Here is a 26,818-nt window from a genome sequence, read left to right as displayed (position 1 = left end):
CATATTGTAAATACGTAAACAGCCGCCCTGATCTGATCAGAGCGGCTGTTTTACTTTTGCCGGCGGCTACTGGGTAACTACCAGCTTTTCCGTTGCAGCCTTATTTCCATCACTGGCATGCAGATAGTAAACACCCGGAGCGTTACTCCAGTCTTTCGCGTTTAAAGTAACCGTTCTCTCTTTCTGCATCTCTTTTACATGTACCGTCGCACCGTGGCTGTTGTAAATAAGCAACCGCACGTTGCCGGCGCTCCGGAATCCCTGCAACGTAACTGTAAACTGGTTTGCAACCGGATTAGGGTATATCCGTATGGCCGATACCACAGGGCCGGCTGTTTTAAACAATGTACTGTCGCTGGTGAGGGCAGTAGGAGTAATAGTGCCGTTGCAGGCAGGAGTGGAACTCCAGGCCATCTGTGCATCGGTAAACTGGCTCCATGCCGTATTTACATCCACGTTGGACGCATCCCCCGCATTTTTGCCATCACAATCCGCCCTGCCATTATTTGGATGCGGTACCTGGAGATAGGTACCGTTGGTGGCACAACTGCCTATTTCCGCATCGCCACCTGCTACTACGGCATTGCCGAAGGTAACGCCCCATTCCAGCGCATCGCCTTTTATATTGGCGCTGCCGGAAACGGTACAGTTGGTGAGCACTGCATTATCGGCAACTACGGCGCTGCCGGTATAATTACCCCCATACACGTTTGCATTACCACTGATGGTCACCGTATTGCCTACTGTTGCATTTTCCACCCATGCATTACCTGTAATCTGTGCTGTGCCGGTGATAACGGAGTTGCCCAGTACGATGGCTTTAGGGCCTACGAAGGCGGTAGAGGCCACAGTTGCACTGTTGGCCACCCACCCGCCACCATTCGTATGGGTGTGACCGTTAATTTTATAAGCAGAACGGAAGGTACTCTGATAACCTTCCGGTACGGCGTTGGCTATACGTAATTCGTATGGATAGCGCTTTATTTTGGGCCAGCCCGGTTCCCATACGTAGCTGGTGTGAGTGGTAGGCGCCCCCATAACTACCAGGTACAGCTGCGTTTCATTGCTGTTCATGGTAAAACTGATTTCACTTTCATTGGCAGTGGCGGTAGTGCCATAGCGGGAAATGGTACCGTTCGGCAACGTTGCTACAAAGCCATAGCGCCAGCCGGCGGTGCTGTTTACTTCGGTATGCCCTTTAAATTTTACGGTTACATTCCTGGCGCTGCAGGTGGTGTATAGCGGAATAATATTGTAACCATAATCCTGTGGCGCGCTCGCATTGTCGATCTTATATCTTCCCATGGTGGCATTTACCTGCTGTAACAGGGTATACAGCCGCCAGATATAATGTGGCTCCTGCACTTTTAACCGGTCCCGTTCTGCTTTGTAAATAGCGCCAAATCCGTTGGTGGTATAGTCGCAGGCCACCTCCCGTTTTGCATAGTCGTACATGAAAGTGTTGAGCTGGGCCTGGGTCCAGCTTTTGAGCCGCCGGTAGGTCATCAGCGGATGCTCTCCCGCGGTAGCACTGGTACGGATAGATTCTTTCCATAACCTGTTCACCATGGTAATACCATCTGTTTGCTGCATATACCACAGCATTTTAAACGCGTCATAGTGATGCCGGGTGGAGCTGAAATGAAACATACTGGTGGCCATCCACCTGGGCAGATCATCGTTGGCAAAGCGGGGATACATTTGTGTGCGCATGAAGTTGGCATGTGTTTCCCAGAAGAAGCCTGCAGGATCGTAGTCGTTGAACCCGCAGTTAGCATTTTCCTGGATGGCAATCATGCCCTGTAAGCTGTGTGTCAGTTCATGGCTGATGACCCCTCCGTCCCGGGTAGCATTGGGGTGTACCCACATGGCCCCGATGGTATTGCCATAGGTGCCGCCAAATGCCCATCCGCTGGGGCCTCCCGTTCCCCAGGTGTCGTTCATCACGATGATAAGTTTGTATTTGCCCAGGTTTTTGGTGGGTGCATCCGAACAGAAACCGATTTCGGTGATAAATTTCGTATAGATTTTTTCCAGCGTATCACAGATCGACTGCGGGTTAAATGCCAGGTTGGGATCGCTGTAAGTAGCGGGATTAGTGCCTACTACAGCCCCCCAGAATACCACAAAATTGGCGGATTGATAGCTGCGGCTGTAAGACCAGGTAGATAGATAGGGATCCGTACTGAACTCAGGTGGTATGTATACCGTTTTTTGTGCTGATGCCATCACGGCGATGAACAACAAGGCAAAAAGAGATAGCGGGTTTTTCATAAATAATTGATTTGTTGTTGGTTGAAAATATAAATGGTTCACAAAAAATGCGTGCGTTAAAATCAGCCGTGGCAAGGCGCCCCAGCTATCTGTATCATTAAAAAGAGGCACGGGAACTATCAGCACGGGGATAGCCGGGTGTAAGCGCTATCAACACAAAAAAGGCTGCGTAAATAAATTGATAATAGGGCTGTTGATTCGTTTTACTTCAATTGATGGATCGGATTTTCAGGTGTTATATGTATAGTGGAAATGCCAGGTCGCTACAAAGTAATTTAATTGTCTAATTGACACTTAAAGTTAAGTGTTCGGCAAGATTATTTTCGCTATGATCTTAACCGGTTATTGATGAATTTTATCCTAAAGGAAGCAGGGTTGAACGCCGTGCGGATATTCGTTTGCAGTAGCATCCGACCGCAAGCCCCGGCCAGTCGCGGATGCGGCACTATTCCGGGTAATTATTCGCAATGGTAGGAGGATCAGGCCAGCCATCTTTCCCGGCCGGCGGGCAGCCGGACTAAGCAGGGTATGGGAGTTATTCGCAATGCTAACGGCGCTGATGCCAGTTATGCTTCCCGGCGGGCGGCTGATATCTATTCGCGTTGCTAACGCTGATTACAGCACGCCGCCGGCCGCGCCCATTTCATTATTGCTTTACAAATTGTTTCGAAAAAATACGTTGGCTGTCTACATAAATGCTGCAATTAAAAACACCATTGGGCAGCTGTTGCACGGGCACGATTTCCTGCCCGTCTTCCAGGTTGCGCTGCATCATAATACGTCCGCTCATATCAGTGATCACCATTCTCCTGCTGCGCGCCTGCGCATCTAAAATATAGAGTTGTGTACTTACAGGGTTGGGAAATAGCAGGATGGTATTATTCAGGAATATACTGACAGAAGCAATGTCTGAATAAATAGCTGTCCCGTCAACGGTTTCGATCCGTACCCGGTACCGGGGCAGCCCTTCCGGCGGATGCTCGTCCAGGAAGTTCAGGTTGAGCGCTTGACCCATTTGTTGCTCGCTGAGGGTAGTCCAGCCCTGGGCAGACCAGCGCTCCCAAAACAGCTTGCTCAGATGCCAGTTACTTCCCAAACTAAGGGACAGCAAAACTTTATTATCTGTTGTTTTATCTGCCAGCAGGCTCTGGACATAGCATCCCGTGCCTTGTTGAGTATAGTCGATTGCGTAGCTGCGAATCCCGGTCCAGCCTGCCGGTGCAATGGCGCTTACTGCGAAGTACAGCGATGCGGCAGTTGCTTTGGGAATAAAAACAAATGTATCACGGAGCTGGCTATACGGAATTAAAGTGCTGCTGCCCATGGTATATAACTGGTAAGCTGCCGCCCCAGGTTGCGAATTCCAGTAAAGCAGTACAGTATCCTGGCAGTTAAAGCCCACCTGCATGGTCAGCACCGGTGAAATATAGGCCGGGGTACTGGTAAAGGCAGTATCGGGCAGCGTCAGTTTAAACTGTACTTTCTCAAAGATGTTGGGGGTAACCCAGTTATACAGACCCTGCTCCAGGGGAACATTTTGTGCGATGGATATCCAGGTTTTACCACTGTCACGGCTATACGAAATATCACCGTTACCGCTATAGGTAGTTTGCCATTGCAGCGCCGCGTTTTGCGCGGCTTCCAGTATATTTCCCGCGGCGGGGTACTGCCATTGAAACCGCTGCAACGGTGTAAATTCATAAGCCAGGTGGAAGCGTTGCAATGCGGTGGCAAGCTGCCGCCCCTTTACATGGATACGCAGTTTGCCTGCTGCGGGGCGCTGGATACTGATTTGTTCTGTATTGTTGATGCTGTCCCTGCCACGTTGTGCCATAGCAGCCAGTGAATCTGCTGCCGGATAAGTGCTGAGTACCCAGGGCAGCCAGGTGTTATTGTCGGCCGTAACCACTGTCAGATCCAGGTCGTTTACCAGCGCTTTCACTGCATTTACGCCTGCTGCCGGGTCGTTCCAGCACAATGTTATTTTTGCCTGCGCCATACCTGCGGGTACGTTGATATCAAAGCTGACTTCTTTTCCTGCACTTATTTCCCCGCTCAGCACGCGGTTTTCCTGCAGTGTTTGAAGGGCGCCCAGTGCGTGCAGGTAGCCATATCCATGATCATACGAAGGCTGTACTCCCGATGGGCGAATCGCGCTGTTGATAATCACAGCTTTGATGAGTGCGGAAGAAGGAAGCGTATTATGTTGTTGACGCCATGCGTCTTGCAGCAATGCTGCAACGCCCGATGTAATGGCCGCCGCGCCGGAAGTGCCATCTTCGCCGTAAGCGGCTATTTCAGGCTTTATACGTCCATCATAGGCAGGGCCCCGTGAGCTCAGCGTTATTATTTTTGAAGTCCCGTCTGTACCACCGGCCACGATTACATTTTTAGCCTGTTTAAAGTTGCCGGAGAGATTGGCGTAGCCGGCAAGCCCCTGGTATCGGCCGGCCGTGGAGGTAGTGTTGCCGATGTTACCGGATGAGTATACATGTACAATTGTATCGGCTTCCTGTATGTGCTGATCATAGGCCACTGCTTCTGCACCGTAGTAATTTTCGATGCCTGTGCCATAAGAATGGTTCTGCACAGTAATACCGGATTGTGTGTAATAAGCATCTTCATCCGGAAATAAACTGCTGTTATAATCGGCGGAGCTCAGTTTTACTTCCGGCGCGGCACCCAATCCTTTTTCGCCGCTGTTGCCGGCGCCGCCAATCAGGGTGGCCATCACCGACGCATGAGAACTGTTCTGTGCAGAGGTATAGCTGGATGCAACATACCTTCCACGCAGATCAATATCGGTAGTATCAAAAAGATCTTCTTTAACGGAAACGGTTATACGTTTTCCCCGCACCAGCGGAAATTGTTGTTGTGCTATTGTGATGCGATTGGCAGTAAGATTGCTGGTATTGATAATGATTTCGGGAGAAGGCCGCCGGATTGAATTGGCAAAGATAACCGCAGGCTGACTGATAAATGCCTGCCAGTCTTCTTTTCGAACCTTCGCTATTACAACGGTAAAGCGGTTCACGTATTTTTGTATGCGGGCATATGCTGGTTGCTGGTGCGCCACACAGGCCGCCTGCACGGAAATACTGTCGTTATTACGGGCGCTTTCCACCTGTTGCAGCAGGTCTGGAGCAGCTTTGTAATTGCTGTTGGAGGTATAGCAATACACAACATTGCTGTCGGCAGGCAATTGCTCCAACACATAATGGTAACGGGTTAGCGACTGTAACATTCCCCACCTGCGCAGTGCAGATGAAGACGGCGCCTTCCTGAATTTTACCAGGAAGGGCGGTTGCCGGTGCCCGTTGGAAAAAGTGTCTGCTGCATACCGATACAAAATGCTATCGGTTGAAATTTTTTGCTGCCCGATAGCAGTATAACTGTAGCATAGCATCAAAGTCAGCAGGGGCCATATTTGGAGGGTTCTTAGCTTCATGCAGGATGGGTGGCAACAGGTCAGTGATTTTGATTTTAATGTTGCAACTTAAAGCTAGTGTATTTAGGTTTTCAACGCAATTTTATACGGATAAAAACAAAATATTTTTTTTAAGTAAAACGAAAGTTGTAATATTGAAACAGGGAATCCTAACACTAGAAATTCAACAAAATCTGAGCAATCTAAACAACGATCTGGAAGAGCCATTTCACAACAATGGTAGTTAGTAGAGCAAGTCTTTTTCGCCGGGAATAACCGGTACCACTAAATCATCGCCAAACCATTAAAAAAACCTGGTGCTATGCCATCATGGTGATCGTAGCTATTGTATGCGTCCAAAAACGAGAGCACACTTACCGTGGTTTTTTGGAAAGATAAACAAAGCTGGAGCATTGTATTTGCGGCCATAAAGCTGGCAAAGTGACTGTGTGTGTTTACACATTTGCAAACGTCTTTTTGATGCTTTATAGAGCTGAAAATCATTGCAATATTTTGTTATTGTTAACAGTTGCCCGTTTGAAGAAATGGGCGATGCAATATCTTTTTTTTAAAACCAAAACCAAAATTTGAACTATGAGAAAACAAACACTTCCTGTCCTTTGCTGTGTGGCAGCAACTTTCCTGTTTGCGTCCTGTCAAAAAAATGGCGCGCAAAAAGAAGAAGTAAAGCCAGATCCCGTATCAGCAGAGGTGTTAGCCCAGATTAAAGCCAACGGCTTCAGCACCGACAACGTGGTGAAAACCGAAGATGGCTATCTTGTAGAAAATGACATTCTGTTAACAGCAGACCAGCTGAAACAACCAGTTGTCAGCCCCATTCTCCGGATAGCTAAAACAGAACAGTACCGCACCAATTATCTCGTAAGTGCACTGCCCCGCGTAATCAAAATTAAAGTGACCAACCTGGGCACCGCATTTATTGCCGGAACAGATACGGCGATTGCACGTTACAACCGACTCAATCTGCGTATTACCTTCCAGCGTATTACCAGCGGTACCCCTAATATCACTATCAAAGGGTTCAACCAGGGACCAAGTGGTGGTTATATCACATTAGGATCTTCCGGTTTCCCAACCAGCGGCGGTAATCCTTATGGCACCATCAAAATGAACACCAATCAGTATGCTTACGGATCTAATCCGAACGTATTGTACGTGGGTTCTGTTATTCAGCATGAAATTGGTCACTGTATAGGTATGCGTCATACCGACTACATGGATCGTTCCTACAGCTGTGGTGGTAGCGCCATAAATGAAGGAGATGGTGGAGTAGGAGCGGTATGGATTCCTGGTACCCCATCTGCCCCGGATGCTAATTCCTGGATGCTGGCCTGCTCTAACGGCGGTAACCGTACCTTCAACGCCAACGATATTATTGCACTGAATTATCTGTATCACTAATCGTTGCATGAGTTAATCTGCCGAGGTATTTCCGGTGCCTGGAATTTTTTGATGCTGGAGCAGCATTATTGCGGGATCTCTCTCCTGTAATAAATACTGTTGTCAAAAAATTCCGGCCCGGAAATACTGCTGATATAAAACTTATACCTATTCTCCGATACATCTTACCGGTTCATCTATAATTTTTGTGTTTCCTCCGCATTATTGGAATCTTTAGTACAGATCAAAAAAATGATGCGATGGAAAACACCCGTAAAAAATTCCTGAAACAACTTTTAATCAGCGCTACAGCTGTTCCTGTATTGATAGACGCCTGTAAGAAAGGCGATAGTACTGATCCCTCCAAAGATAGTAGCAGCAGTGGTTGTACAGTATCACCGGAAGAAACGGACGGTCCTTACCCGTTGTATACCAGCCGGGGATCTTCTATCCAGCGTGTGGATATTACCGATGGGAAAGAAGGACTGCCATTGCATATTACACTGAACATCCTCAACACCAACGATAGCTGTAATCCGCTGGCCAACGCCAGGGTAGATATCTGGCATTGTGATAAGGACGGATACTACTCCGGGTACAGTAACAGGGGATACCTGGGCAACCAGGATAATACCGCCCTTGTATTTTGCCGCGGGCTGCAATACAGTGATACCGCCGGCCAGGTGAAATTTACTTCGGTATATCCCGGCTGGTATGAAGGAAGAATAACGCATATCCATGCACAGGTGTATGTAAACAGCAAACTGAAAACCACTACACAGATTGCATTTCCCGACGATATTAATACCGCTGTGTATAAAACGGCATTGTATGCTGCACACGGCCAAAATACCAGCGTTGCAAAAAACAGCGCCGATATGATCTTCAGCGATTCATTGTCGGCCGAACTGGCCTCAGTGACTGTTAACACCGGCGGTGGATACGATCTTGTTCATAATATTTATGTGGCCGGTTGATATGGGGAAAACAATCATTACGCTCGTCATCCGCCAGGTGATCGATGCGGGGAGCAATACCCCATTTGCCAGGCAGGTATTTCATGATTCCTATGCGGAATTTCTAATGCAGTCGCAGGTATACAATCCTGCCGAACAATTCAGGACCTTTGCTGAAATGGTGGCGCAACAACCTAAAGCCAACTCTCTGCATTACAAAACGGGTTTCGCTATCGGGCTGTATGTTCAATCGCTGAACAACCTGGTACCTGATACCTGGGATACCCTCGGGAGTATACAGCTGCCGTTTCAACGATACCAGTTTAAAATCATCGCATCGGATATTCTTGACCGGCAGGCGCACAGCGTGGCCATCCTGTATTACACCGCGCCGCTGTTGCTGCACAAAGTAATAGGAGACCATCTGCTGCTAGGGTTTCAGGATACAAACGATACGTTTATGCTATCGCTCCATCAACACATCAGCATTTGTAGTTATGAGGAAATGACGTAAGGTCGGGCCTACAACTGCTTCCAGTCGCGTATAAAATCAATGTAACTGTCGCTGACCGGCAGCTCCGCCGCCGAGCTGAGTTTCACTTTCCTGTTTACTACTGTCCGGACTTTATCCACCGCTACGATGTAGCTGCGGTGGATTCTCCGGAACCGCTCTGAGGGCAGCTTCTCCAGTATTTTTTTTAACGTCATTAATGTCAGCACAGGTGCTTGCCCGGTCCGGTGTATCCGGATATAATCTTCCATACTTTCTATATACACGATGTCGTGCAATGGTATTTTTACGCATTGATATGAGGAATGTACGAGCAGGCTTTCTGTGCCGGCCGGCAGCAGCTGCTGCCGGGAGTGAGCCTGCGCTTTTTGTACCGCCTTTTCAAAACGTTGAAAGGGAATAGGCTTTAGCAGGTAGTCGATGGCATCGAGCTCAAAACCCTCAAAGGCATATTGCCGGTAGGCGGTGGTGAAAATGATCATCGGATGGGTAGTGAGGCCTCTGGCCAGGTCCAGTCCATTGATATCCGGCATGTTAATGTCCAGGAAAATAAGGTCTGCCGGTACCTGGCGCAGGTATTCCGATGCAGAAACCGCGTCTTCAAAAGTATGCAGCAGTTTCAGCCAGGGAAACTGCTGTGCGTACGTTTTGATCACCTGCAAGGCAGGTGGTTCATCATCTATCACTATAAATTTAATCTCCATCGGTTATACCTGTAATTGTAAAGAAATAGCATACGCGCCGTTACCTTCACTGATCTGCAACTCATATTTGTCGGGGTATAAATGATCCAGTCTTTGCCTGGTGTTGGAAATGCCAATGCCGGTGCGGCTGGTGTCAGGTGTTATCCGGAATAGTTTATTGCTGCAATAGAAATGGATATGATGCTCAGATGTATTCAGCAGGATATTGATCTCTGACGCTTCGTGATTGCTTACGCCGTATTTAAATGCGTTTTCCAGGAAGGGCAACAGCACCAGCGGGGCAATGCAATTGATACCGGGACTGCCGGTAACAGAAAAGTTGACCTTTGTTTTGGCGGTAAGCCGGAGCTTTTGCAGGTCAATGTAATCACGTAAGCAATCTATCTCGCTTTCCAGCAGCACATAATCATCCCGGGTATATTCGGTGACATAGCGAAGCATGTTGGATAGCTTCATAATGCTCATCGCCGTATTTTCATTGCGGGTTATGGCGAGCGAGTAAATATTGTTAAGGGTATTGAACAGGAAGTGCGGGTTGATCTGTGCTTTCAGGAAAGAAAGTTCTGCCTGGGTTTTACTGGTTTCAGCGTACAGCGCTCTTTTCTCGGTTTGCCGCCAGCGGCGGGTGGTTTCAATGGCAATGCTCAGGGCAATGGTCAGCAGGAAAAGAAAGTCACTTACCATATCTACTTTCACGGGTGGCTTGCCGGGTGGCCGCCCGTTTTGCCCCGATCCCGGTGGCATGGGCGGGTGCCAGCCCGTTTCCCTGCCCGGATGCGGCATCCGCCTGAACAGGTGATCAAAGGGCTGCATGTAATTGACCATGATCAGCAGCAGCAATACCGCCAGGAAGTACAGCACATACTGTTTCCGGAAATACAGCTGCGGAAAAAGAAAAATAGTATGGAAATAGAATAATGCTACATAGGTTACCAGGAATACCAGGTAATCTGCTGAAAATAAGAGGGAGAGTGCTTTATGGTCGCCCGTTTGCCCGCTAATAAACAGCAGCGGTAAACTAAGGCATATCAGCCACCCAGTGATGTGAGCTATTACTACCGAAGATTTTAACCGGAACATTTGCGACAGATAGATATAGGGATGAAATTCAGGTAATCCGTTCACATTACACGCGTGATCTCTCTAAACAGCTGGTTTATGTCGATGAATCACAGGAAACGCGGGGTTATCTTTTCCACCCTCCCCGAATTATAGTAAATTGCCTCTTTTATAAAAAGAATATCAGATATGTTGCAACGAATCGCGAAACCTGTGCTGCTGTTGGTACTCCTCGTACTTGCGCGGCAGGCTTATGCCACGGAAGGGATGTGGCTGCCTCAGCTGCTGTCCGGCCTCAATGAAAAAGAGATGAAGGGAATGGGTATGAAAATCACCGCCTCGGATATCTACAATATCAACAAAGGCAGTCTGAAAGATGCTATCGTAAGCTTTGGTGGTTTTTGTACGGCTGAAGTGATCTCTGAACAGGGATTGCTGCTCACCAATCACCACTGCGGCTATGATGCCATTCAAAAGCATTCTTCCCTGCAGAACAACTTCCTTGAAAACGGTTTCTGGGCGAAGTCGGCCGTAGAAGAACTGCCTAACCCCGGTTTGTTTGCCACCTTCATTGTGCGCATCGACGATATCACCAAAGCAGCTCTGCAGGATGTGAAACCCGGTATGAGCGAAAAAGAACGGCAGTCGGTGATCGACAGGCGCCTGAACGATATTAAACAAACTGTTCGCCGGGAAAGCTGGCAGGATGTGATGATAAAACCATTTTATGAAGGCAACCAGTATTTCCTGTTTGTAACAGAAACTTACCGGGACGTACGGTTGGTGGGCGCACCGCCTTCTTCTATCGGTAAGTTTGGGTCAGATACAGATAACTGGGTGTGGCCGCGTCATACGGGCGATTTTTCGATGTTTCGTATCTATGCCGGTAAAGATGGTCGCCCGGCGCCTTATTCAAAGGATAATGTGCCTTTAAAGCCCAAATATGCGCTGACCATCTCCCTGAAAGGGGTAAAGCAAAACGACTTTACCATGGTGATGGGCTTCCCGGGCCGTACCACGGAATACCTGCCCTCAGAAGCCGTAAAGCAAACGGTGGAGGTACTGGATGCCGCCAAAGTAGACATGCGGGATGCCGCCCTCAAAATTATAGATGGCTACATGCGCAAAGATCAACAGATCAAAATACAATATGCCGCCAAGTATGCCGGTACAGCTAATTACTGGAAAAAATGGATGGGCGAAATGCAGGGGGTAAAACAAACCAACGGCATCGGCAAAAAGCTGCAATATGAAGATAACTACCGGCAGCTGATGGAAGCCAACCCGGTATGGAAACAGAAATATAGCGGGGTGCTTGATTCATTGAACCTTTACTATAGCCAGATACAACCCTACGCACAGGCACGCGATTACTACAGCGAACTGGTAAAAAATGTGGAATTATTTACCGTGGGTGATCGCTTAATCACATTCCTCAACGATGTGCATGAACGGGGAGAGGGACAGTATGAAACCATGCGCGAGCAGTTCCTGGCGTCTATGCAACCATTTTACCAGAACTATAATGCAAAAGTAGACCACGATATTTGTGTGAGTCTTACTAACCTCTACGCCAAAGCAATACCCGCCAGGTACGCCGGTAACGAATTTGCACAGATATGGCAGGAGCATAACCGCGACGGCCGCACATTGTCCGATAAGTTGTATGCCCTGTCCGGTTTAACATCTCCCGAAAAATTAAAAGCATTTGTACAGCAACCTTATAATACAGTAGTGTCGCAAATGTGGACGGACCCCGCTACCCGACTGGTAATGGCTATGCGTAAAGGTTTTGTGGATAATGTAAGCAAACCGCTGGCAGATATACAAGCCAATATCAACAACCTGCAGCGTACCTACATGCAAGCGCAAATGGACGTAATGAGCAGCAAAAAAGCTTTCTACCCGGACGCCAACAGCACCCTTCGTGTAACGTATGGTAAAGTGGATGGCTACAATCCGCGGGACGCCATTCACTACGACTTCTACACCTACCTCGATGGCGTTATGGAAAAATATGTTCCGGGTGATTATGAGTTTGATGTACCTGCAAGACTGATTGAACTTTATAAGAAGAAAGATTATGGCCGCTATGGCGTAAACGGCAAAATGCCGGTTTGCTTTATTGCCTCCAATCACACTACCGGCGGTAACTCCGGCAGCCCGGCACTGGATGCGCACGGACACCTCATTGGCCTGAACTTCGACCGTACCTGGGAAGGTACTATGAGTGACATTAATTTTGATCCTGCCATCTGCAGAAATATCATGGTAGATATCCGTTATGTACTTTTTATTGTAGACAAGTACGCCGGATGCACCAGGCTGATCGATGAACTTAAATTGCAATAAACGCAGCGGGTTTTGTTTTGCCCAGGATTTAAGTGATTATGATGATTTACAGGATTTTTCTATTGATGATTTTTTGATTTTAAAAAGATTTGGGTAGATATCAGCGAATTTTTTCCGCTGATATCTACCCAAATCTTTTTAAATCTCTTTAATCAAAAAAATAAAATCCTGTAAATCATCATAATCACTTAAATCCTGGGCAAGACTAACTTCGCTGAACAGCTGCCTTGCATTCGTACACGATCGAGCTGCATCTGTCCACTGTTTTCAGGCCTTTCCTGTAAGAGCGGAAGCCATGGAAAAATCCCTGCAGCAGGCGACTTTTGCCTGTTTTATATTTTTCGCTGAGCAGACTTACATAGAAGCCATCAAATACCATCGGATGTTTCTTTACAAGTTGGATGTGGTGCTGTGTTAACAGCTTTTCCATTGCACCTGGTGAAAAATGATAAAGGTGCCGCGGCACATCGTAGGCTGCCCAGTATTCTTTGTAGTAGCCGGCATCGGAAGAGGTATAGTTTGGAACTGCAATCAGCAGGGAGCCACCGGGTTTCAGCAGGGTACGGATATGATCCAGGTACCGGTGCAGGTCATGTACATGTTCCAGTACATGCCACATCGTAATCGCATCAAACTGTTGCGGCGCCAGTGTATATAATTCTTCTACCGGGAGTGCGGTGATATTGTAGATGTCTTTTGCATTGCGGCGTGCATTTTCGTCGGGCTCAAGACCGGTAACTGTCCACCCGCCAAGCTGCATATAATGCAGGAAAGCGCCGGTACCGCTGCCGATGTCCAGTAAGGTACCCTGTTTGATACCAGCGGCATTGCGCACCCAGTTTTGTTTGGAGCGCAGCGTGATCTTTCTCACGCTGTGGTATAAACGGTTGATGAGTCCTTTTTTGGTTTCAGAATGCGAAATATATTCCTGCGACTGGTAATAACGGCCTATATGCGCACCATCGGGTACGTTTTGTGTAAACCGGCCGCCACAGCCTCCGCAGTGGACAATATGGAAGGTTTCTTTTGATACAGTATAGTCTTTGGCATCCAGCGCTTCATGTATCTGTGCGGAACCACAAAGCGGGCAGTTGTTGTGATAGATTAAACTCATTTGATTGTTGAATACGCTTATATAATTATTTATACTCTCCCCATACTTCTCTCAGTACATCTGCTATTTCGCCCAGTGTTGCCAGGTGCTCTACTGCTTCCACTACCAGTGGCATCAGGTTTTCGTTGGTGCCGGCAGCCTGCCTGATTTTTGTCAGCGCCGTTTGTACTGCGGCATTATCGCGTCTGGCACGTAATGATTGCAGTCGTTCGGACTGTAATATACGGATGCTGTCATCGATACGGAAAACTTCCGGCGCAGCCTGGTCGGCCGCCGTAAATTTATTCACACCGATGATAATTTTTTCATTATTTTCTATTTCCTGCTGGTATTTATAGGCGCTGCGGGCTATCTCATCCTGTATAAAGCCCTGTTCTATTGCGCTGACAGCGCCTCCCATGGCATCTATTTTATTGATCAGCTCCCAGGCTTTGCTTTCTACTTCGTTGGTGAGCGCTTCCACATAAAATGAACCGGCCAGCGGATCCGGGGTGTCGGCTACACCGCTTTCATAACCAACGATCTGTTGGGTACGCAACGCAATGCGGGCCGCTTCTTCCGTAGGTAACGATAACGCCTCATCGTAGCCGTTGGTATGCAGCGATTGGGTGCCTCCCATGGTAGCAGCCAGCGTTTGGATAGCTACCCGTACTATATTGTTCTGTGGTTGTTGTGCCGTTAGTGTGCTGCCCCCGGTTTGCGTATGGAAGCGCAACATCTGTGCTTTGGGATCTGTGGCGCCCAGCGATTGAGTGATGTGCGCCCACATCCGCCTTGCTGCACGGAATTTGGCTACCTCTTCAAACAAATGGTTGTGTGCATTAAAAAAGAAGGAAAGTCTTTTGGCGAATACATTGATATCCAGTCCTTTTTCCAGTGCTGCTTTCAGATATGCCTTCCCGTTAGCCAGCGTAAAGGCAAGCTCCTGCACTGCATTGGCGCCGGCTTCCCGGATGTGATAGCCGGAAATGGAGATGGTATTCCATTTGGGGACTTCCTTACTGCAATAGGCAAAAATATCCGTGATCAACCGCATGGAGGGCTGTGGCGGATAAATAAAAGTGCCCCTGGCTGCATATTCTTTCAGGATATCATTTTGTATGGTGCCGGAAATTTTTTTAAGGTCGGCGCCTTGTTTTTTAGCGAGTGCGATATAAAAGGCCAGCAGTATAAAACCGGTGGCATTGATCGTCATAGAGGTAGATATTTGTTCGAGAGAAATATCCTTAAATAATATTTCCATATCCTCGAGAGAATCTATGGCCACTCCTACTTTGCCTACTTCTCCTTCTGACATCGGGTGGTCGGAATCGTAGCCGATCTGGGTAGGTAAATCAAAGGCAACACTTAATCCCATTACGCCCTGACTTAACAGGTAATGATAACGCTTATTCGATTCTTCCGCTGTACTGAACCCTGCATATTGCCGCATGGTCCACAGTTTATCGCGGTACATGGAAGCGTGTATGCCCCGGGTGTAGGGAAAACTGCCAGGCAGCTCTTCCATAGCCACCGGCTGGGTATACAGCGGCGCTATAACGATGCCCGAATCGGTTTGAATGGTTTTTTCCATAGTATCTAAAACTAGCGTTGCAATGTTACATAATTATTATGGTACTTCGCCGCTGAGAAAAATATTGATAATTTGTGTGAAAGTTGGCTGGCTCTTATGATCATTTATTGTTTATTAGGCATTACCCTCGTGCTGGGATTATATAGTTTATATCTTGTCTGGAAGGCAGGAAGCAGGCCATTGCCGGCTACTTTCAGCTATCTGTTGCTGGGTCTTACACTGGCCGTGTTTCTATACCTGTATGGTACCTGGGTATATCTTTCCATTTATGCCGGTTATATTTTTGGCGGTTTATTACTGCTCTGCTGCGCGGCTTATGTACTGCGAAAGCACGACCATACGGCCAAACCAACGCCGCGGTGGAAAAAGCGGAGCAACTTTTTTTTGTCGGCCGTTTTCATTGTGTTCAGTATCCTTTATTTCACCGGTACTACGGGTAAACCGGATACAGTGGCGCTGTCGTTGCCTTTTAAGCCCGGTAACTATTTTGTGTTGCAGGGTGGGAAAGGATTGCCCACTAATGTTTTCCACTTTAGTTTAAGGGGCGCGGTATATGCCATGGATATCGTAAGACTTAACAACAGCGGAGGCCGGGCGAATAAAATATTTTCCCGTAAACTAACAGATTATGAAATTTTCGGCGATACGGTTTACGCGCCCTGCGACGGGCTGGTAACAAGGGCTTACAGCAGTAACCCGGATAATATTCCGCCGGCGATGGACAGAGGCCCGAAAAATACCAACCAGGTATTGCTGGAAACACCCGGTTATTATGTGTTTATGGCACATCTTAAGATGAATAGCGTAATTGTGCACGAAGGGCAGTATGTAAAACAGGGACAGGCCCTGGGCTGCGTGGGCAACTCGGGTTTTAGTACAGAGCCTCACCTGCATATACAGGTGCATGCCAAAACCGCCGGCGTTCCCTGGTACCAGGGAAAACCACTTTACATACTGTTTAATGGAAAAGGGTATCTGCTGAATGAAGTGATCCGCGCGAAGTGATTATCTCATCAGGCGTTTCGCTTCAGCATTAATGATCTGGGAGGTCAGTTCCGCAGGAGATTCACCGGCCTGTAAAAAAACTTCCAGGATTTGTTTGTTCAGTTCCATCGCAGGCGCATCCGGCGGCAATTGCACCGCTACCTGGTTGATCACCGAAATGGTTTGTTCCTTCAATGTTTTTACGGCTTCCCAGGTCATGGTAGATACATAGATCTGTTGGGTAACATTATGCTCGTATTCTGCCTTGATATTTTGTACCATAGCAATCTGCATATCCACCGCCAGCAGCCCCGGCTGATAAATACGCCCGATCAGACTTTGAGGAGTAATACGGTCTACATACAACGCCATTCTTTCGTATGCCTGCAGCTGCAATGGCAGGATAGCGGCATTTACAGGCGCCGGTTTATCTTCCGGAGAGGCGCCATCCGGCTTATTTTTTTTGAAAAGATCTTTTATTGTCGGATATATGATAGCAACTGCACCAATTGCAATCGCTACATACAATAGTTTATTCACATCCATCTTTATACGTTATTCACACAAATATATAATAATATTATATATAATTACGAATTAGGAATTACGAATTACGGCGTAATATATCAGATAATGGAAGATGATCCCCGTATATCTATCCAGTGCTCCGTAATTCGTAATTCTCAATTCCCTCTCACGCCAGTTTTCCCAGCCAGGTCCTCATTCTTTCCACGCCTTTTTCCAGTTTATCCATACTGGTGGCATACGACAGGCGGATACAATTGGGTTGCTGGAATGCGCTGCCGGTTACGGTAGACACATTGGCTTTGTGAAGCAGGAACATGCAAAGGTCATCCGCATTTTTGATATGCAGATCCTCATATGATTTATTCAGAAACGCGCTGATGTCGGGAAACATATAGAAGGCGCCTTCCGGATCGTTTACCTTTAAACCGGGAATGGTTTTCAGGGCTTCGTGGATATATGCGCGGCGTTTTTTGAATTCCGCTACCATTTCCACAGCAGTGGTCAGATCGCCGGTAAGGGCGGTAACAGCAGCCCGCTGGGTGATAGAGCAGGTGGCAGAGGTAAACTGGCTCTGGATTTTATCACACGCTTTGGCAATATCCAGTGGCGCAGCCATATAACCCAAACGCCAGCCCGTCATGGCAAATCCCTTGCTCAAACCATTGATAATGATGGTACGGTTGATCAGATCTCCAAACTGCGCGATGCTTTCATGTTTGCCCACGTAGTTGATGTATTCATATATTTCATCGGAAATGATAAAAATTTCCGGGTGTTTGGCAAATACAGCGGCCAGTCCTTCCAGCTCTTCCCGGGAATATACCGATCCGGTAGGGTTACAGGGAGAGGAGAACATAAACAGCCTGGTTTTAGGCGTGATGGCCGCTTCCAGCTGCTCCGGTGTAATTTTATAGTTGTTTTCAATGCTGCAGTGAACAAATACCACTTCGCCCTGGCAAAGACTCACCTGTTCTGAATAGGTTACCCAGTAAGGAGTAGGGATGATCACCTCATCGCCCGGATTCACGATACTCAGTACCGCGTTTGCCAGGCATTGTTTGGCGCCGGTAGATACGACTATCTGTTCCGGCGTATAGTCAAGACCGTTATCTCTCTTCAGTTTATGCACTACTGCCTTTCTTACTTCCGGATAGCCGGCCACCGGTGTATAGTGTGTAAATCCTTCGTCAATCGCCTTTTTGGCGGCTTCACGGATATGCACCGGGGTATCAAAATCCGGTTCTCCGATACTAAGGTCCACAATATCTATACCCTGGGCTTTCAACTCGCGGCCGAGTTTAGCCATTTTAATTGTTTGAGGCTCGGAAATCCTTGACAGCCTTTCTGCTAGTTGATTCATATCTTAACATTGTACCGGAACAAACCTACAGAAAAAAAGTAGATAATACATGGAAAGATCATACCCGGCTGCTGCACAAACGCAGAACGAGCCGTAACCACGGCCCGTTCTGCGTTTGTGCAGGGATATTTATTCACCATAACGGCAACGGCCCATACAGCTGTTGTGCTGTATGGGCCGTTGGTATAATAAGCTGATAGCTGCTAGTATAAGCTGTAGAAAGCATTGACAACCGGTTTATCGGCGCCGTTGCTGCCTTTGGTACCTGCCAGGTAAATGGTGTAAAAGTTACCGGGAACAAATGAAGTAACACCACTGGTTTGTGATGACAAACTAATATTGGCGATCTTAGTTTTAGTACCTGCTTCCGTAATCGTTATCTGGTTGTTGATGCTGAAATTGCTGAACAGCTGGAAAGTGCTGGCACCGCCGATCTGGGACTGCGTGAAAGGAGTTCTGTTACTATCTATCTTTTCACCATTTTCGCTGCCAATGTATACATCAACCGGACCTGCGTTAGCACTCAGGTTTAAGAAACGGATACCGATTTTAGAAGTGGTGTAGTTGGTTTGATCTGTTTTGATGAGCGCTGATACCACAGGATTGGTACCCCAGGTGAGGTAAGTGTAATACTGGGTAGAATCAATATTATAGATGCCGGTAGTTGAGATCAGGCTGTCTGCTCCTTTTTTCTTGAGGTCAAACTTGTGCGGGCCGCCGTAAACAGAATACCGGGCAATGAAATCAAACTTAATGGTGCTGTCGCTTATTTTCTGATCGTTATCATAAAAAATAGGGGCAACAGACAGGGCGGTGGTAGATGCATTTTTGATAATGATCTGGGCCATTGGCCTTTGAGGCGTGATATTGCTATCATTTTTCAAACAGGAAGAAAATCCGATTACTCCGGTCAACAGGGCTACTACGGCCCATACGCGATTTTTCTTGGTTAGCATTTTGTGCTCAGTTTTTAATTGTGTTATTGATCAGTTGTTTTTTCTTCATTAAAACTAAAACGGGAAAGATCCGGTAATATTTTCTTATTACGTTCTGCTTCTGCCGTATAAACTACTTCTCCCAATGCTTTCAGAAAGGGTTTGCCGGTTTCTTCAAAAGCGGGTTGGTCGTCTCCCAGGATGCCACTTGTATTTACAAAGATGCTGGCAGATAATAAGAACTCGGTTTTGCTGGCAAAATCCACAATATAAGCGGTATCCGTTAAAAAGCCGTATGCCCATCCTGGCTTATTGAATATCCTGATATGCCCCGGGATATGGCTGTTTTTTTCTCCTCCGTACAGCAGGAACCTTGTATATGCCTGATGGTATTGCTCCGGATCATATAAAGGATCGGTTGATTCCCCCGGATATTGCGACATACTCCGATATAAAAAACGATAGTCTTCCCCAGTTAAACGGAAACGCTGCTCATTTGTTACAGCCCCGGGAAAAATTATGCTCCGGAGGATATTGTGCAGGTGGATAAGAGGGAGCCTATTTCGGTGCGAAAAGTTCATAGGGCTTTGTTCCAGCTTATCCAGGTGGTTGTAGAACGCCCTGCCGGCAAAATCCTGCCGGGGTGGAAATATGAGCCCGCTATGCTGTGCCGGCTGCTGGTAAAGCAGCACATTGCCGGCCTGGAACCTGATTCCGTTGGTTTGTTTGTTGTCGGCCTCATATAAGGGTAATCCAACCCGGTGCCGGATTTCGGCCTGATCATAGCCCATTTCCCAGAGCCGCCGGTTAAAATGTTCCTGGCCAATAAGCTCGTACAGGCGGTTAAAAGCGTCGTTATCACTGATCAGGAATATTTTTTTGATGTAATGGGCCACAGAAGGGAGCCCGGAGGCGGCGGACCGGTCGTGGTGCACCCCCGTATTGATGCCGGGTAATGGGTCCGTATAAAAAGGGGTACGGGCATCGAGCCCCGGCACCTGTAAATCGTTGAGTTTTTCCAGTGCCAGCGCCACGGCTGGTAACTTTACCGTAGAGGCAGGGTAGAAGTAGGTGTCTGGCGGAACGCCATAAAAATAATCCGTAAAATGAGGCTGCTGCTGCGCATCCCGGTCTATCCGGGTGAAAATTACCTGTAAACGGTAAGACGATGGGTCGCTGAAAACGGCGCCTAAACGGCTTTTTTGACTTTTCAGCAAAGCTTCCAGAAAATTATCTGTTGCCGGATAATGTTGGGTTTGCATATATTTGTCGTTGTTATTGATTGTAAAGCAAAGGAATAATATTAAAAAGACCAGAATCCGGGATCAGCAGATTTGCAAAAAAGTATGCCAGCCAACCTCTAAACGCAGGCGCATACTGATTTTGCGCGTCTTTTAACAAGGACTTTAATATATCGATTTAAATTCTATCTTTGCAACTCTTAAAAATTTTTTTTATAAACCCGAAACAAACAGTATGCAACTTAAAGGACTGGTAAGATTTTTTGCCATCGCACTGATCCTTATCTCTTTGTACCAATTGTCCTTCACGTTTTTGGTGCGGAACTATGAGAAGAAGATAGAGCAGCAGGCCGAAAACGATGTGGCCAAACAATACCCTACACCTGAAAAGAAATATCCAGGCAGTGCAGAACTGCAGGGCTTCTACTCAGATACACTGAAAGGGTTTATTAAACAGAGGAGACAAGAGATCGTGGACAGTACCAGCAGCAAGCAAATTGCAGGTTTCCCGTGGAATGTCACCTACACCAAAGCCAAAGAGAAGGAGCTGAATCTCGGTCTGGACCTGGTGGGTGGTATGAACGTTGTACTGGAAGTAAACGTGGAAGACGTTATCCGCGCTTTATCCGGTCAATCCAAGGATGCTGCATTTAACAAAGCGCTGGAAAGGGCAAATGAGCTGAAAAAGACTAACCAGGCCGATTTTGTTACTTTGTTCGGTCAAGCATACGCCGAAGTAGCACCTCAGGGTAAACTGGCCACCATCTTTGCGAACGCTTATCAAAAAGATATCACTTTCAATTCCTCTAATCAGCAGGTGCTGGACATGATCCGCAAGGAATCACGTGTTGCCATTAAAAATACCTATATCGTACTGCAAAAACGTATTGATAAATTCGGTGTGGCACAACCTAACATCAGCCTGGACGAAAACAAAGGCCTGATTTCAGTGGAACTGGCCGGCGTTGATAACGCTGCCCGCGTACACAAATACCTGCAGGCTACCGCTAACCTCGAATTCAGGGAAGTGTACAAAAACAGCCCGGAATTTTTCCAGAATGTACTGATGCCGCTGAATGAAGCTATCAGGAATTCACTGAACACCACACCTGCCACTCCTGCAGCAGATACTGCCAAAGCAGCCACCACTACTGCTGCTGCTGATAAAGCAGATACCAGTAAAGATGGCAGCCTGACCCAGTACCTGTCGAAAAGCGATACCGGTAAAAACGCCAGCAAAGAATTGCAGATCAAAGAACAGCAGAAACAAAACCCGCTGTTCATGGTGTTCTTCCCGAACGCTGATCCTCAGTCAGGTACCATTTATCCTGGTCCGTCTATCGGCCGGATTTTACCAAAAGATACCGCTACTTTCAACCGTTACCTGCAAATGCCCGCTGTACAGGCAGTACTGCCCAAAGATGGCGTGATTGCATTCGGTCCTGAAAATAAAGAAGATAAACATGGCCCTATCGCTGTTTACCTGCTGAAAGTGAACCCTGCTAACCCTGCACCACGTGTGGGCGGTGAAAGGATCGTTGACGCCAGACAGGATATGGACCAGAACAACCAGCCGGAAATCAGCATGACCATGGATAACGTAGGTGCCCATGAGTGGAAAAAGCTGACCGGTGAACTGGCGCCAAGCAATCCTAAAGATCCTGCTACTTTAAACTATGTGGCAGTAGTACTGGATAACATCGTTTATTCTGCACCTTCCATCCAGGGCGAAATTGCCGGTGGCCGTTCTTCTATCAGCGGTAGCTTTACCATTGAAGAAGCCAATGACCTCGCCAATATCCTGAAATCCGGTAAAATGCCGGCTCCTGCACAGATCGTTCAGGAACAGATCGTAGGACCAACCCTCGGCGCTGAATCTATCGCTGCCGGTGCCAAATCCTTTATGATCTCCTTCGGAATCATTTTCGTACTCATGCTGGTGTACTACAACTCTGCCGGCTGGGTTGCAAATATCGCACTGGTGCTCAACCTGCTGTTTACCTTCGGTATCCTGGCTTCTATGGGCGCTACGTTAACAATGGCCGGTATCGCCGGTATGGTACTCACCATCGGTATGGCCGTGGATACCAACGTAATCATCTTCGAAAGGATCAAGGACGAACTTACTCATGGTAAGTCGTATCACGATGCGGTGGCAGACGGTTACAAACGTTCCTATGCGCCCGTGCTCGATGGTCACGTTACCTCGTTGCTGACTGCCTTCATCCTGTTTTACTTCGGTTTAGGTCCTGTACTGGGCTTTGCTACCACCCAGATCATAGGTCTGTTCCTGTCTCTGTTCTGCGGTATCCTGGTTTCCCGTATGGTAACTGACTTCTGGATGAAGAGGAAAAGACACTTCGAATACTTCACACCGATTTCCCGTAAAGTATTTAAACACGCTGCTTTCGACTTCGTAGGCAAACGTAAATATGCATACATCATCTCTGCGGTAGTAATGGTAGCAGGCGTTTCGTCCTTCTTCCATGGCTTCGACCACGGTATCGATTTCTCCGGTGGACGTAACTATACCGTTCGCTTTGAACACGCGATGAACCGCGAAGAAGTAGCAGATGTACTGAAAAAAGAATTTGGATCAGAGGTATTCGTTAAAACCATCGGAAGTACCAACCAGCTGAGTATCACTACTGCCTACAAAATTGAGCAACAAAGCCTCGCTGTAGACAAGGAAGTAGCTGATAAATTGTACGGTGGTTTGAAGAAATTCTATGACGCCGGTGTAACACCGGAAGTATTTGCTTCCCGCTATATTGTTGGATCACAAACCGTTTCACCAACCATTTCTGATGATCTGCGTGCCGGTGCCGTGAAAGCAACTATACTGTCTATCGTGGTGATCTTCCTTTATATCCTGTTACGTTTCAGCAAATGGCAGTACTCTATCGGTACTATCTTCTCCCTGCTGCACGACGTACTGGTAACATTGGCAGTATTCTCCTGGTGCAGATCATTTGTACCGTTTACACTGGAAATTGACCAGCACTTTATTGCTGCGATCCTGACAGTGATCGGGTTCTCCATGAACGATACGGTGATTGTATTTGACCGTATCCGTGAGTACTTCAAAACAGGTGCACATGGCCGCGACAGGGACACCGTTATCAATAAAGCGATCAACGATACCCTGAGCCGTACTATCATGACCTCCCTGACAGTGTTCCTGACCATCCTGATATTATTTATCTTCGGTGGTGAAGTAACCCGTGGTTTCGCCTTCGCGATGCTGATAGGTGTGATCACCGGTACTTACTCTTCTATCTTTGTAGCTGCTCCGGTACTGGTTGACTTCGACAAGAAGAACCAACTGGCAAACGAAAGCGATTCAATAGAAGTAAGCGCTAAAAAAGCAGCGCCTGCTACCAAATAAGAGATAACTGAAATAATGTTTGATAAATAAAAAACCTCCTGGCTTGCCAGGAGGTTTTTTTATGTGAAACAAAAAGAGGTATTAATCTGCCTGTTTTCCCGGGTTTCTGAAAACGAAGCCCGTAGCTGCATCATCCTGCTGATAGTCGATTTCCATGCCCATCAGGTACATGCCATGCGCCTTTTTCATGATTACAGGTATGCCGGCAATGTCAAAAAGGTCGTCATCTTCCATTAGAGCATCAAATCCCAGCATATAAGCCACACCGGAACAGCCTCCGCCCTTAATGCCTACCCGCAGATAAGGGGCTTCCGTAGCCCCCTGTAATAATTTTTTCACTTCTTCCACCGCACTGGCTGTTAGCTGGATGGGGGAGTTATTCGCCTGGTCCATTATAAGTTTTTTATCAAAGTTAGTTTAGCTTTTAGCAGTTAGCTATTAGCTTTTAGGAATCGATGATTATTGTGCTGCCGCCAGCGTGAGCAGCTGCTGGTGGAGTGCCAGCACCTGGGGAATCACCATATGCTGTTCATCGTTGTGTATAATATAATCGCTCAGCCGCATTTTGATGGTTTCATCAATCTGCTTGTAAATGCGTGCCAGTACTTCATTGCGGGTTACATTGTCCCGCTTCATTACGCGATGTACCCGCAGCGGTTGTGGTGCAAACACGGCTATTATCTTATCCAGGTGGTGGAAGGACTCAGTTTCAAAAAGCAGGGCGGCCTCCTTCAATACATAAGGGGTATGCTGCTGCAGGGCCCATTCGTCAGCATCGCGGATGGTGGCCGGATGCACCAGGGAGTTGAGGATGGCCAGTTTGGCCTTGTCGTTAAATACAATGTTACCCAGGTATTTGCGGTCGAGTACGCCGTTTTCATCATATACCCCATCCCCGAAATGTTGTATCACCTGCGCCTTGAGTTCGGGATCACGCACAAGAATATCTTTTGCCCTTTCGTCCGCATAATATACCGGTACGCCTAACAGCTCAAATATTTTGCTGACGGTGCTTTTGCCGGAGCCGATACCCCCGGTGATTCCTATCTTTAACATGACCCAATTTAAAAAAGAATTACGAATTAGAAATTACGAATTACGGAGGTGCCGGTAGACAAAAAGCGAATGTTGATCTCGCTGATATCTACCGGCACCTCCGTAATTCGTAATTTCTAATTCGTAATTCCTTTATTTGGTTTCAGCCAGTTTTTGCTGAGCCTGGGTATATTCCATGCTAATGGCAGAACGCTCAATGGTAAAGCTGGTACCAGGACTAACTTCCATTAATACGGTGTTGTTATCATTCATTTTTTTAACCTTACCGTGGATACCGGCGATGGTAACGATTTTATCACCTTCTTTCAGGTTATCGATAAATTGTTTCTGCAGTTTCGCTTTTTTAGTCTGTGGGCGAATCATGAAAAGCCACATCACGACAATCATACCACCGAAAAACAGGAAAGAAATGTAGGAGTTTCCACCACCTTGTCCACCTGCCGGAGGCGTCATTAAAAAAATGTTCAGGATGTTCATCTATATTGTTTTAATAGTTTAATCAGGTCTATTTGGTAATAATATTACACTGGATTTTTGGTCCTACCACATAACCATCACTGTTGTTGATTTTTACAGAAATCTCTTTTTCTGTATAACCGGATTTGCCATGGCTATCGAAAATAACTTTCATATAGCCGGACTGTCCGGGTTTGATAGGCTCTTTAGGCCATTCCGGTACCGTACAACCGCAACTGGAAATAGCATCCTCGATCAGTAGCGGGCTGGTGCCGGTATTAGTGAATTTAAAAGAGTACTCTACCTTTTCACCTGCTGCGATTTCTCCGAAGTTGTGTACTTTTTCTTCAAAGGTCAATGCAGACGATTGACCGGCTTCTTTTATCTGTCCGCCACCGGCAGCCCCGGAGGCAGGCGTATTATTTTTAGCGCTATTGTTACAAGCTGCTACCAGCAGGCTTCCACAGGCGAGTAAACAGAACAGTTTTTTCATGGTAATGCTATTTTTCGGTAAAAATAACGCTTCCCACTTACTTTTTCGGACGGTCCTGTTTTTGAACCAGTTGTTCTTTTTCCAGGTCCTTTAGAATATTATCAAGGATACCGTTGATAAACTGTCCGCTCTGTGGTGTACTATATGCTTTTGCCAGATCTATGTATTCGTTGATCGTTACTTTGGTAGGAATAGTAGGGAAATAGAGAAATTCGCATACCCCCATTTCCATCAGTAACATGTCTACCGCCGCAATACGCTCAGAGTCCCAGTTTTGGAGTTTGGGCTTGATCAGCTCCAGGCAGTATTCCTTTTTGTCAATTACTGTGAGCAACAGCTCCTTTGCATAGTCCAGCTTTTCTTTGCTGATCAGCTGCAGGAAATTGAACAAATGCGGTTTGTTGAAATAGTTGTTGATCAGGATGCTCATCATTTCCTCATCATCGCCCCAGTGCAGGAAGGTATCTTCCATATGCTGGATGAACGGCTCGCTTTTCGCCAGTATTTCTTTATAGATGAATTCCAGTATTTCCTTTTCCCCGGCCTTGGTACGGCTGCCATCTGCTATATAAGTCTTATAGACATCCGTTACCACCAATTGGTTATAAAGCTTCCTGAGCAGATCGTCGTCTGTCTGCAGCTTCATTTTCCATTGTTCCAGGTTTACCTGGAACCCCTTGTCACTGGTTATCTGGTAAATAAATTCATTGCCTGCAATCTTGGTATTCACCTGCAGATCCTCGGCAGAGGGTAAGTGTTTGGAGGCACGGGCGTGCGCATCAATTTCTGCGTATTGCGCCACCTGTACCACTGAATTTAGTAAGTAGGTAAAGATCTGACAGGTTTGGTCCAGCTTTTCATTCAAAAGTCTGGTAGCCGTGCCTGGCTTAATACTGCTTTCATCCATCGTTTCCAGGGCGTAAAGTGTTTGCATTACTTTTACCCGGATGTTTCTTCTACTGATCATCGTATAAAAAAGAACTGGTATAAGGGCGCAAAACTAGAG

At 47.0% G+C, this 26,818-nt stretch carries 21 protein-coding genes; 6 read left to right on the top strand and 15 right to left on the bottom strand.

Annotation, left to right across the window (positions count from 1 at the left end; genetic code table 11):
- Positions 1-66: 66 nt before the first annotated feature.
- Both KE626_RS09055 and KE626_RS09050 read right to left on the bottom strand, forming a co-directional pair.
- Entirely contained in the window at positions 67-2,274 is a 2,208-nt protein-coding gene (locus tag KE626_RS09055) for a DUF6055 domain-containing protein (protein ID WP_211972545.1), read from the bottom strand.
- A 646-nt stretch (positions 2,275-2,920) separates the two neighbouring features.
- The gene (locus KE626_RS09050) at positions 2,921-5,722 is read right to left on the bottom strand and encodes a S8 family peptidase (RefSeq protein ID WP_211972544.1); all 2,802 of its coding nucleotides are present in this window, start codon (positions 5,720-5,722) and stop codon (positions 2,921-2,923) included.
- A 573-nt stretch (positions 5,723-6,295) separates the two neighbouring features.
- On the opposite strand from KE626_RS09050, the gene KE626_RS09045 reads away from it, so the two are divergent.
- The 3 genes from KE626_RS09045 (at position 6,296) to KE626_RS09035 (ending at position 8,572) form a co-directional block, all read left to right on the top strand.
- A complete protein-coding gene (locus KE626_RS09045) occupies positions 6,296-7,123 on the top strand; it encodes a M57 family metalloprotease (RefSeq protein ID WP_211972543.1) in 828 nt (275 codons plus the stop codon).
- A gap of 239 nt (positions 7,124-7,362) precedes the next feature.
- Positions 7,363-8,079, top strand: a complete 717-nt coding sequence (locus tag KE626_RS09040; RefSeq protein ID WP_211972542.1) for a peptidase associated/transthyretin-like domain-containing protein — start codon at positions 7,363-7,365, stop codon at positions 8,077-8,079.
- A gap of 1 nt (position 8,080) precedes the next feature.
- Positions 8,081-8,572, top strand: a complete 492-nt coding sequence (locus KE626_RS09035) for a hypothetical protein (protein WP_211972541.1) — start codon at positions 8,081-8,083, stop codon at positions 8,570-8,572.
- Between the two features lie 8 nt (positions 8,573-8,580).
- On the opposite strand, the gene KE626_RS09030 is transcribed toward KE626_RS09035, so the two are convergent.
- Both KE626_RS09030 and KE626_RS35020 read right to left on the bottom strand, forming a co-directional pair.
- Positions 8,581-9,273: a LytR/AlgR family response regulator transcription factor gene (locus KE626_RS09030; protein ID WP_211972540.1), complete on the bottom strand. Its 693-nt coding sequence runs from the start codon at positions 9,271-9,273 to the stop codon at positions 8,581-8,583.
- Between the two features lie 3 nt (positions 9,274-9,276).
- A complete protein-coding gene (locus KE626_RS35020; protein ID WP_211972539.1) occupies positions 9,277-10,398 on the bottom strand; it encodes a sensor histidine kinase in 1,122 nt (373 codons plus the stop codon).
- Positions 10,399-10,521: 123 nt separating this feature from the next.
- On the opposite strand from KE626_RS35020, the gene KE626_RS09020 reads away from it, so the two are divergent.
- On the top strand, positions 10,522-12,684 hold the full coding sequence (locus KE626_RS09020; RefSeq protein WP_211972538.1) for a S46 family peptidase: 2,163 nt from the start codon (positions 10,522-10,524) through the stop codon (positions 12,682-12,684).
- Positions 12,685-12,889: 205 nt separating this feature from the next.
- Here the strand turns inward: KE626_RS09020 and KE626_RS09015 are convergent, their stop codons facing one another.
- Positions 12,890-13,798 carry a class I SAM-dependent methyltransferase gene (locus tag KE626_RS09015; protein ID WP_211972537.1) on the bottom strand — a complete coding sequence of 303 codons (909 nt, stop codon included), beginning with the start codon at positions 13,796-13,798 and terminating at the stop codon, positions 12,890-12,892.
- Positions 13,799-13,823: 25 nt separating this feature from the next.
- Entirely contained in the window at positions 13,824-15,371 is a 1,548-nt protein-coding gene (locus tag KE626_RS09010) for an acyl-CoA mutase large subunit family protein (RefSeq protein ID WP_211972536.1), read from the bottom strand.
- A 96-nt stretch (positions 15,372-15,467) separates the two neighbouring features.
- On the opposite strand from KE626_RS09010, the gene KE626_RS09005 reads away from it, so the two are divergent.
- On the top strand, positions 15,468-16,376 hold the full coding sequence (locus KE626_RS09005; RefSeq protein ID WP_211972535.1) for a M23 family metallopeptidase: 909 nt from the start codon (positions 15,468-15,470) through the stop codon (positions 16,374-16,376).
- Here the strand turns inward: KE626_RS09005 and KE626_RS09000 are convergent, their stop codons facing one another.
- From KE626_RS09000 to KE626_RS08985, 4 genes are all read right to left on the bottom strand, one after another.
- Entirely contained in the window at positions 16,377-16,901 is a 525-nt protein-coding gene (locus tag KE626_RS09000; protein WP_211972534.1) for a DUF7935 family protein, read from the bottom strand. It lies immediately after the preceding gene.
- A 148-nt stretch (positions 16,902-17,049) separates the two neighbouring features.
- Entirely contained in the window at positions 17,050-18,189 is a 1,140-nt protein-coding gene (locus tag KE626_RS08995) for a pyridoxal phosphate-dependent aminotransferase (RefSeq protein WP_211972533.1), read from the bottom strand.
- Positions 18,190-18,446: 257 nt separating this feature from the next.
- Positions 18,447-19,199, bottom strand: coding sequence for a DUF4397 domain-containing protein (locus KE626_RS08990; protein ID WP_211972532.1), 753 nt, complete (start codon positions 19,197-19,199; stop codon positions 18,447-18,449).
- 23 nt (positions 19,200-19,222) lie between these two features.
- Complete coding sequence (locus KE626_RS08985) at positions 19,223-20,440, bottom strand: serine hydrolase (protein ID WP_211972531.1); 1,218 nt, start codon at positions 20,438-20,440, stop codon at positions 19,223-19,225.
- Positions 20,441-20,654: 214 nt separating this feature from the next.
- Between KE626_RS08985 and secDF the strand changes: the two genes are divergently transcribed.
- On the top strand, positions 20,655-23,807 hold the full coding sequence (gene secDF / locus KE626_RS08980) for a protein translocase subunit SecDF (RefSeq protein ID WP_211972530.1): 3,153 nt from the start codon (positions 20,655-20,657) through the stop codon (positions 23,805-23,807).
- An 81-nt stretch (positions 23,808-23,888) separates the two neighbouring features.
- Here secDF and KE626_RS08975 read toward each other — a convergent pair whose 3' ends face one another.
- From KE626_RS08975 to nusB, 5 genes are all read right to left on the bottom strand, one after another.
- Positions 23,889-24,200 carry a HesB/IscA family protein gene (locus tag KE626_RS08975; protein ID WP_211972529.1) on the bottom strand — a complete coding sequence of 104 codons (312 nt, stop codon included), beginning with the start codon at positions 24,198-24,200 and terminating at the stop codon, positions 23,889-23,891.
- A gap of 66 nt (positions 24,201-24,266) precedes the next feature.
- Entirely contained in the window at positions 24,267-24,863 is a 597-nt protein-coding gene (gene coaE / locus KE626_RS08970) for a dephospho-CoA kinase (protein WP_211972528.1), read from the bottom strand.
- A 132-nt stretch (positions 24,864-24,995) separates the two neighbouring features.
- Entirely contained in the window at positions 24,996-25,340 is a 345-nt protein-coding gene (yajC, locus tag KE626_RS08965; RefSeq protein WP_249207366.1) for a preprotein translocase subunit YajC, read from the bottom strand.
- Between the two features lie 28 nt (positions 25,341-25,368).
- Positions 25,369-25,812, bottom strand: coding sequence for a DUF1573 domain-containing protein (locus KE626_RS08960; RefSeq protein WP_211972527.1), 444 nt, complete (start codon positions 25,810-25,812; stop codon positions 25,369-25,371).
- Between the two features lie 37 nt (positions 25,813-25,849).
- Entirely contained in the window at positions 25,850-26,779 is a 930-nt protein-coding gene (nusB, locus tag KE626_RS08955; protein ID WP_211972526.1) for a transcription antitermination factor NusB, read from the bottom strand.
- Between the last annotated feature and the right edge of the window lie 39 nt (positions 26,780-26,818).

The sequence above is a fragment of the Chitinophaga hostae genome (assembly GCF_018224885.1).
In the GTDB taxonomy this organism is placed as follows: Bacteria; Bacteroidota; Bacteroidia; order Chitinophagales; family Chitinophagaceae; genus Chitinophaga; species Chitinophaga hostae.
Note: the sequence above shows the minus strand (reverse complement) of the source record. Positions and strands in the feature narration are given on the sequence as shown.

What these genes read in the sequence shown, in the direction of transcription:
- KE626_RS09005 (WP_211972535.1), top strand. Translation starts at nt 15,468, where the DNA reads ATGATCATTTATTGTTTATTAGGCATTACCCTCGTGCTGGGATTATAT.
- nusB (WP_211972526.1), bottom strand. Translation starts at nt 26,779, where the DNA reads ATGATCAGTAGAAGAAACATCCGGGTAAAAGTAATGCAAACACTTTAC.
- KE626_RS09035 (WP_211972541.1), top strand. Translation starts at nt 8,081, where the DNA reads ATGGGGAAAACAATCATTACGCTCGTCATCCGCCAGGTGATCGATGCG.
- KE626_RS08975 (WP_211972529.1), bottom strand. Translation starts at nt 24,200, where the DNA reads ATGGACCAGGCGAATAACTCCCCCATCCAGCTAACAGCCAGTGCGGTG.
- KE626_RS08985 (WP_211972531.1), bottom strand. Translation starts at nt 20,440, where the DNA reads ATGCAAACCCAACATTATCCGGCAACAGATAATTTTCTGGAAGCTTTG.
- KE626_RS08960 (WP_211972527.1), bottom strand. Translation starts at nt 25,812, where the DNA reads ATGAAAAAACTGTTCTGTTTACTCGCCTGTGGAAGCCTGCTGGTAGCA.
- yajC (WP_249207366.1), bottom strand. Translation starts at nt 25,340, where the DNA reads ATGAACATCCTGAACATTTTTTTAATGACGCCTCCGGCAGGTGGACAA.
- KE626_RS09015 (WP_211972537.1), bottom strand. Translation starts at nt 13,798, where the DNA reads ATGAGTTTAATCTATCACAACAACTGCCCGCTTTGTGGTTCCGCACAG.
- KE626_RS09040 (WP_211972542.1), top strand. Translation starts at nt 7,363, where the DNA reads ATGGAAAACACCCGTAAAAAATTCCTGAAACAACTTTTAATCAGCGCT.
- KE626_RS08995 (WP_211972533.1), bottom strand. Translation starts at nt 18,189, where the DNA reads ATGGCTAAACTCGGCCGCGAGTTGAAAGCCCAGGGTATAGATATTGTG.
- KE626_RS09010 (WP_211972536.1), bottom strand. Translation starts at nt 15,371, where the DNA reads ATGGAAAAAACCATTCAAACCGATTCGGGCATCGTTATAGCGCCGCTG.
- KE626_RS08990 (WP_211972532.1), bottom strand. Translation starts at nt 19,199, where the DNA reads ATGCTAACCAAGAAAAATCGCGTATGGGCCGTAGTAGCCCTGTTGACC.
- KE626_RS09030 (WP_211972540.1), bottom strand. Translation starts at nt 9,273, where the DNA reads ATGGAGATTAAATTTATAGTGATAGATGATGAACCACCTGCCTTGCAG.
- KE626_RS09050 (WP_211972544.1), bottom strand. Translation starts at nt 5,722, where the DNA reads ATGAAGCTAAGAACCCTCCAAATATGGCCCCTGCTGACTTTGATGCTA.
- KE626_RS09020 (WP_211972538.1), top strand. Translation starts at nt 10,522, where the DNA reads ATGTTGCAACGAATCGCGAAACCTGTGCTGCTGTTGGTACTCCTCGTA.
- KE626_RS09055 (WP_211972545.1), bottom strand. Translation starts at nt 2,274, where the DNA reads ATGAAAAACCCGCTATCTCTTTTTGCCTTGTTGTTCATCGCCGTGATG.
- KE626_RS09045 (WP_211972543.1), top strand. Translation starts at nt 6,296, where the DNA reads ATGAGAAAACAAACACTTCCTGTCCTTTGCTGTGTGGCAGCAACTTTC.
- coaE (WP_211972528.1), bottom strand. Translation starts at nt 24,863, where the DNA reads ATGTTAAAGATAGGAATCACCGGGGGTATCGGCTCCGGCAAAAGCACC.
- secDF (WP_211972530.1), top strand. Translation starts at nt 20,655, where the DNA reads ATGCAACTTAAAGGACTGGTAAGATTTTTTGCCATCGCACTGATCCTT.
- KE626_RS09000 (WP_211972534.1), bottom strand. Translation starts at nt 16,901, where the DNA reads ATGGATGTGAATAAACTATTGTATGTAGCGATTGCAATTGGTGCAGTT.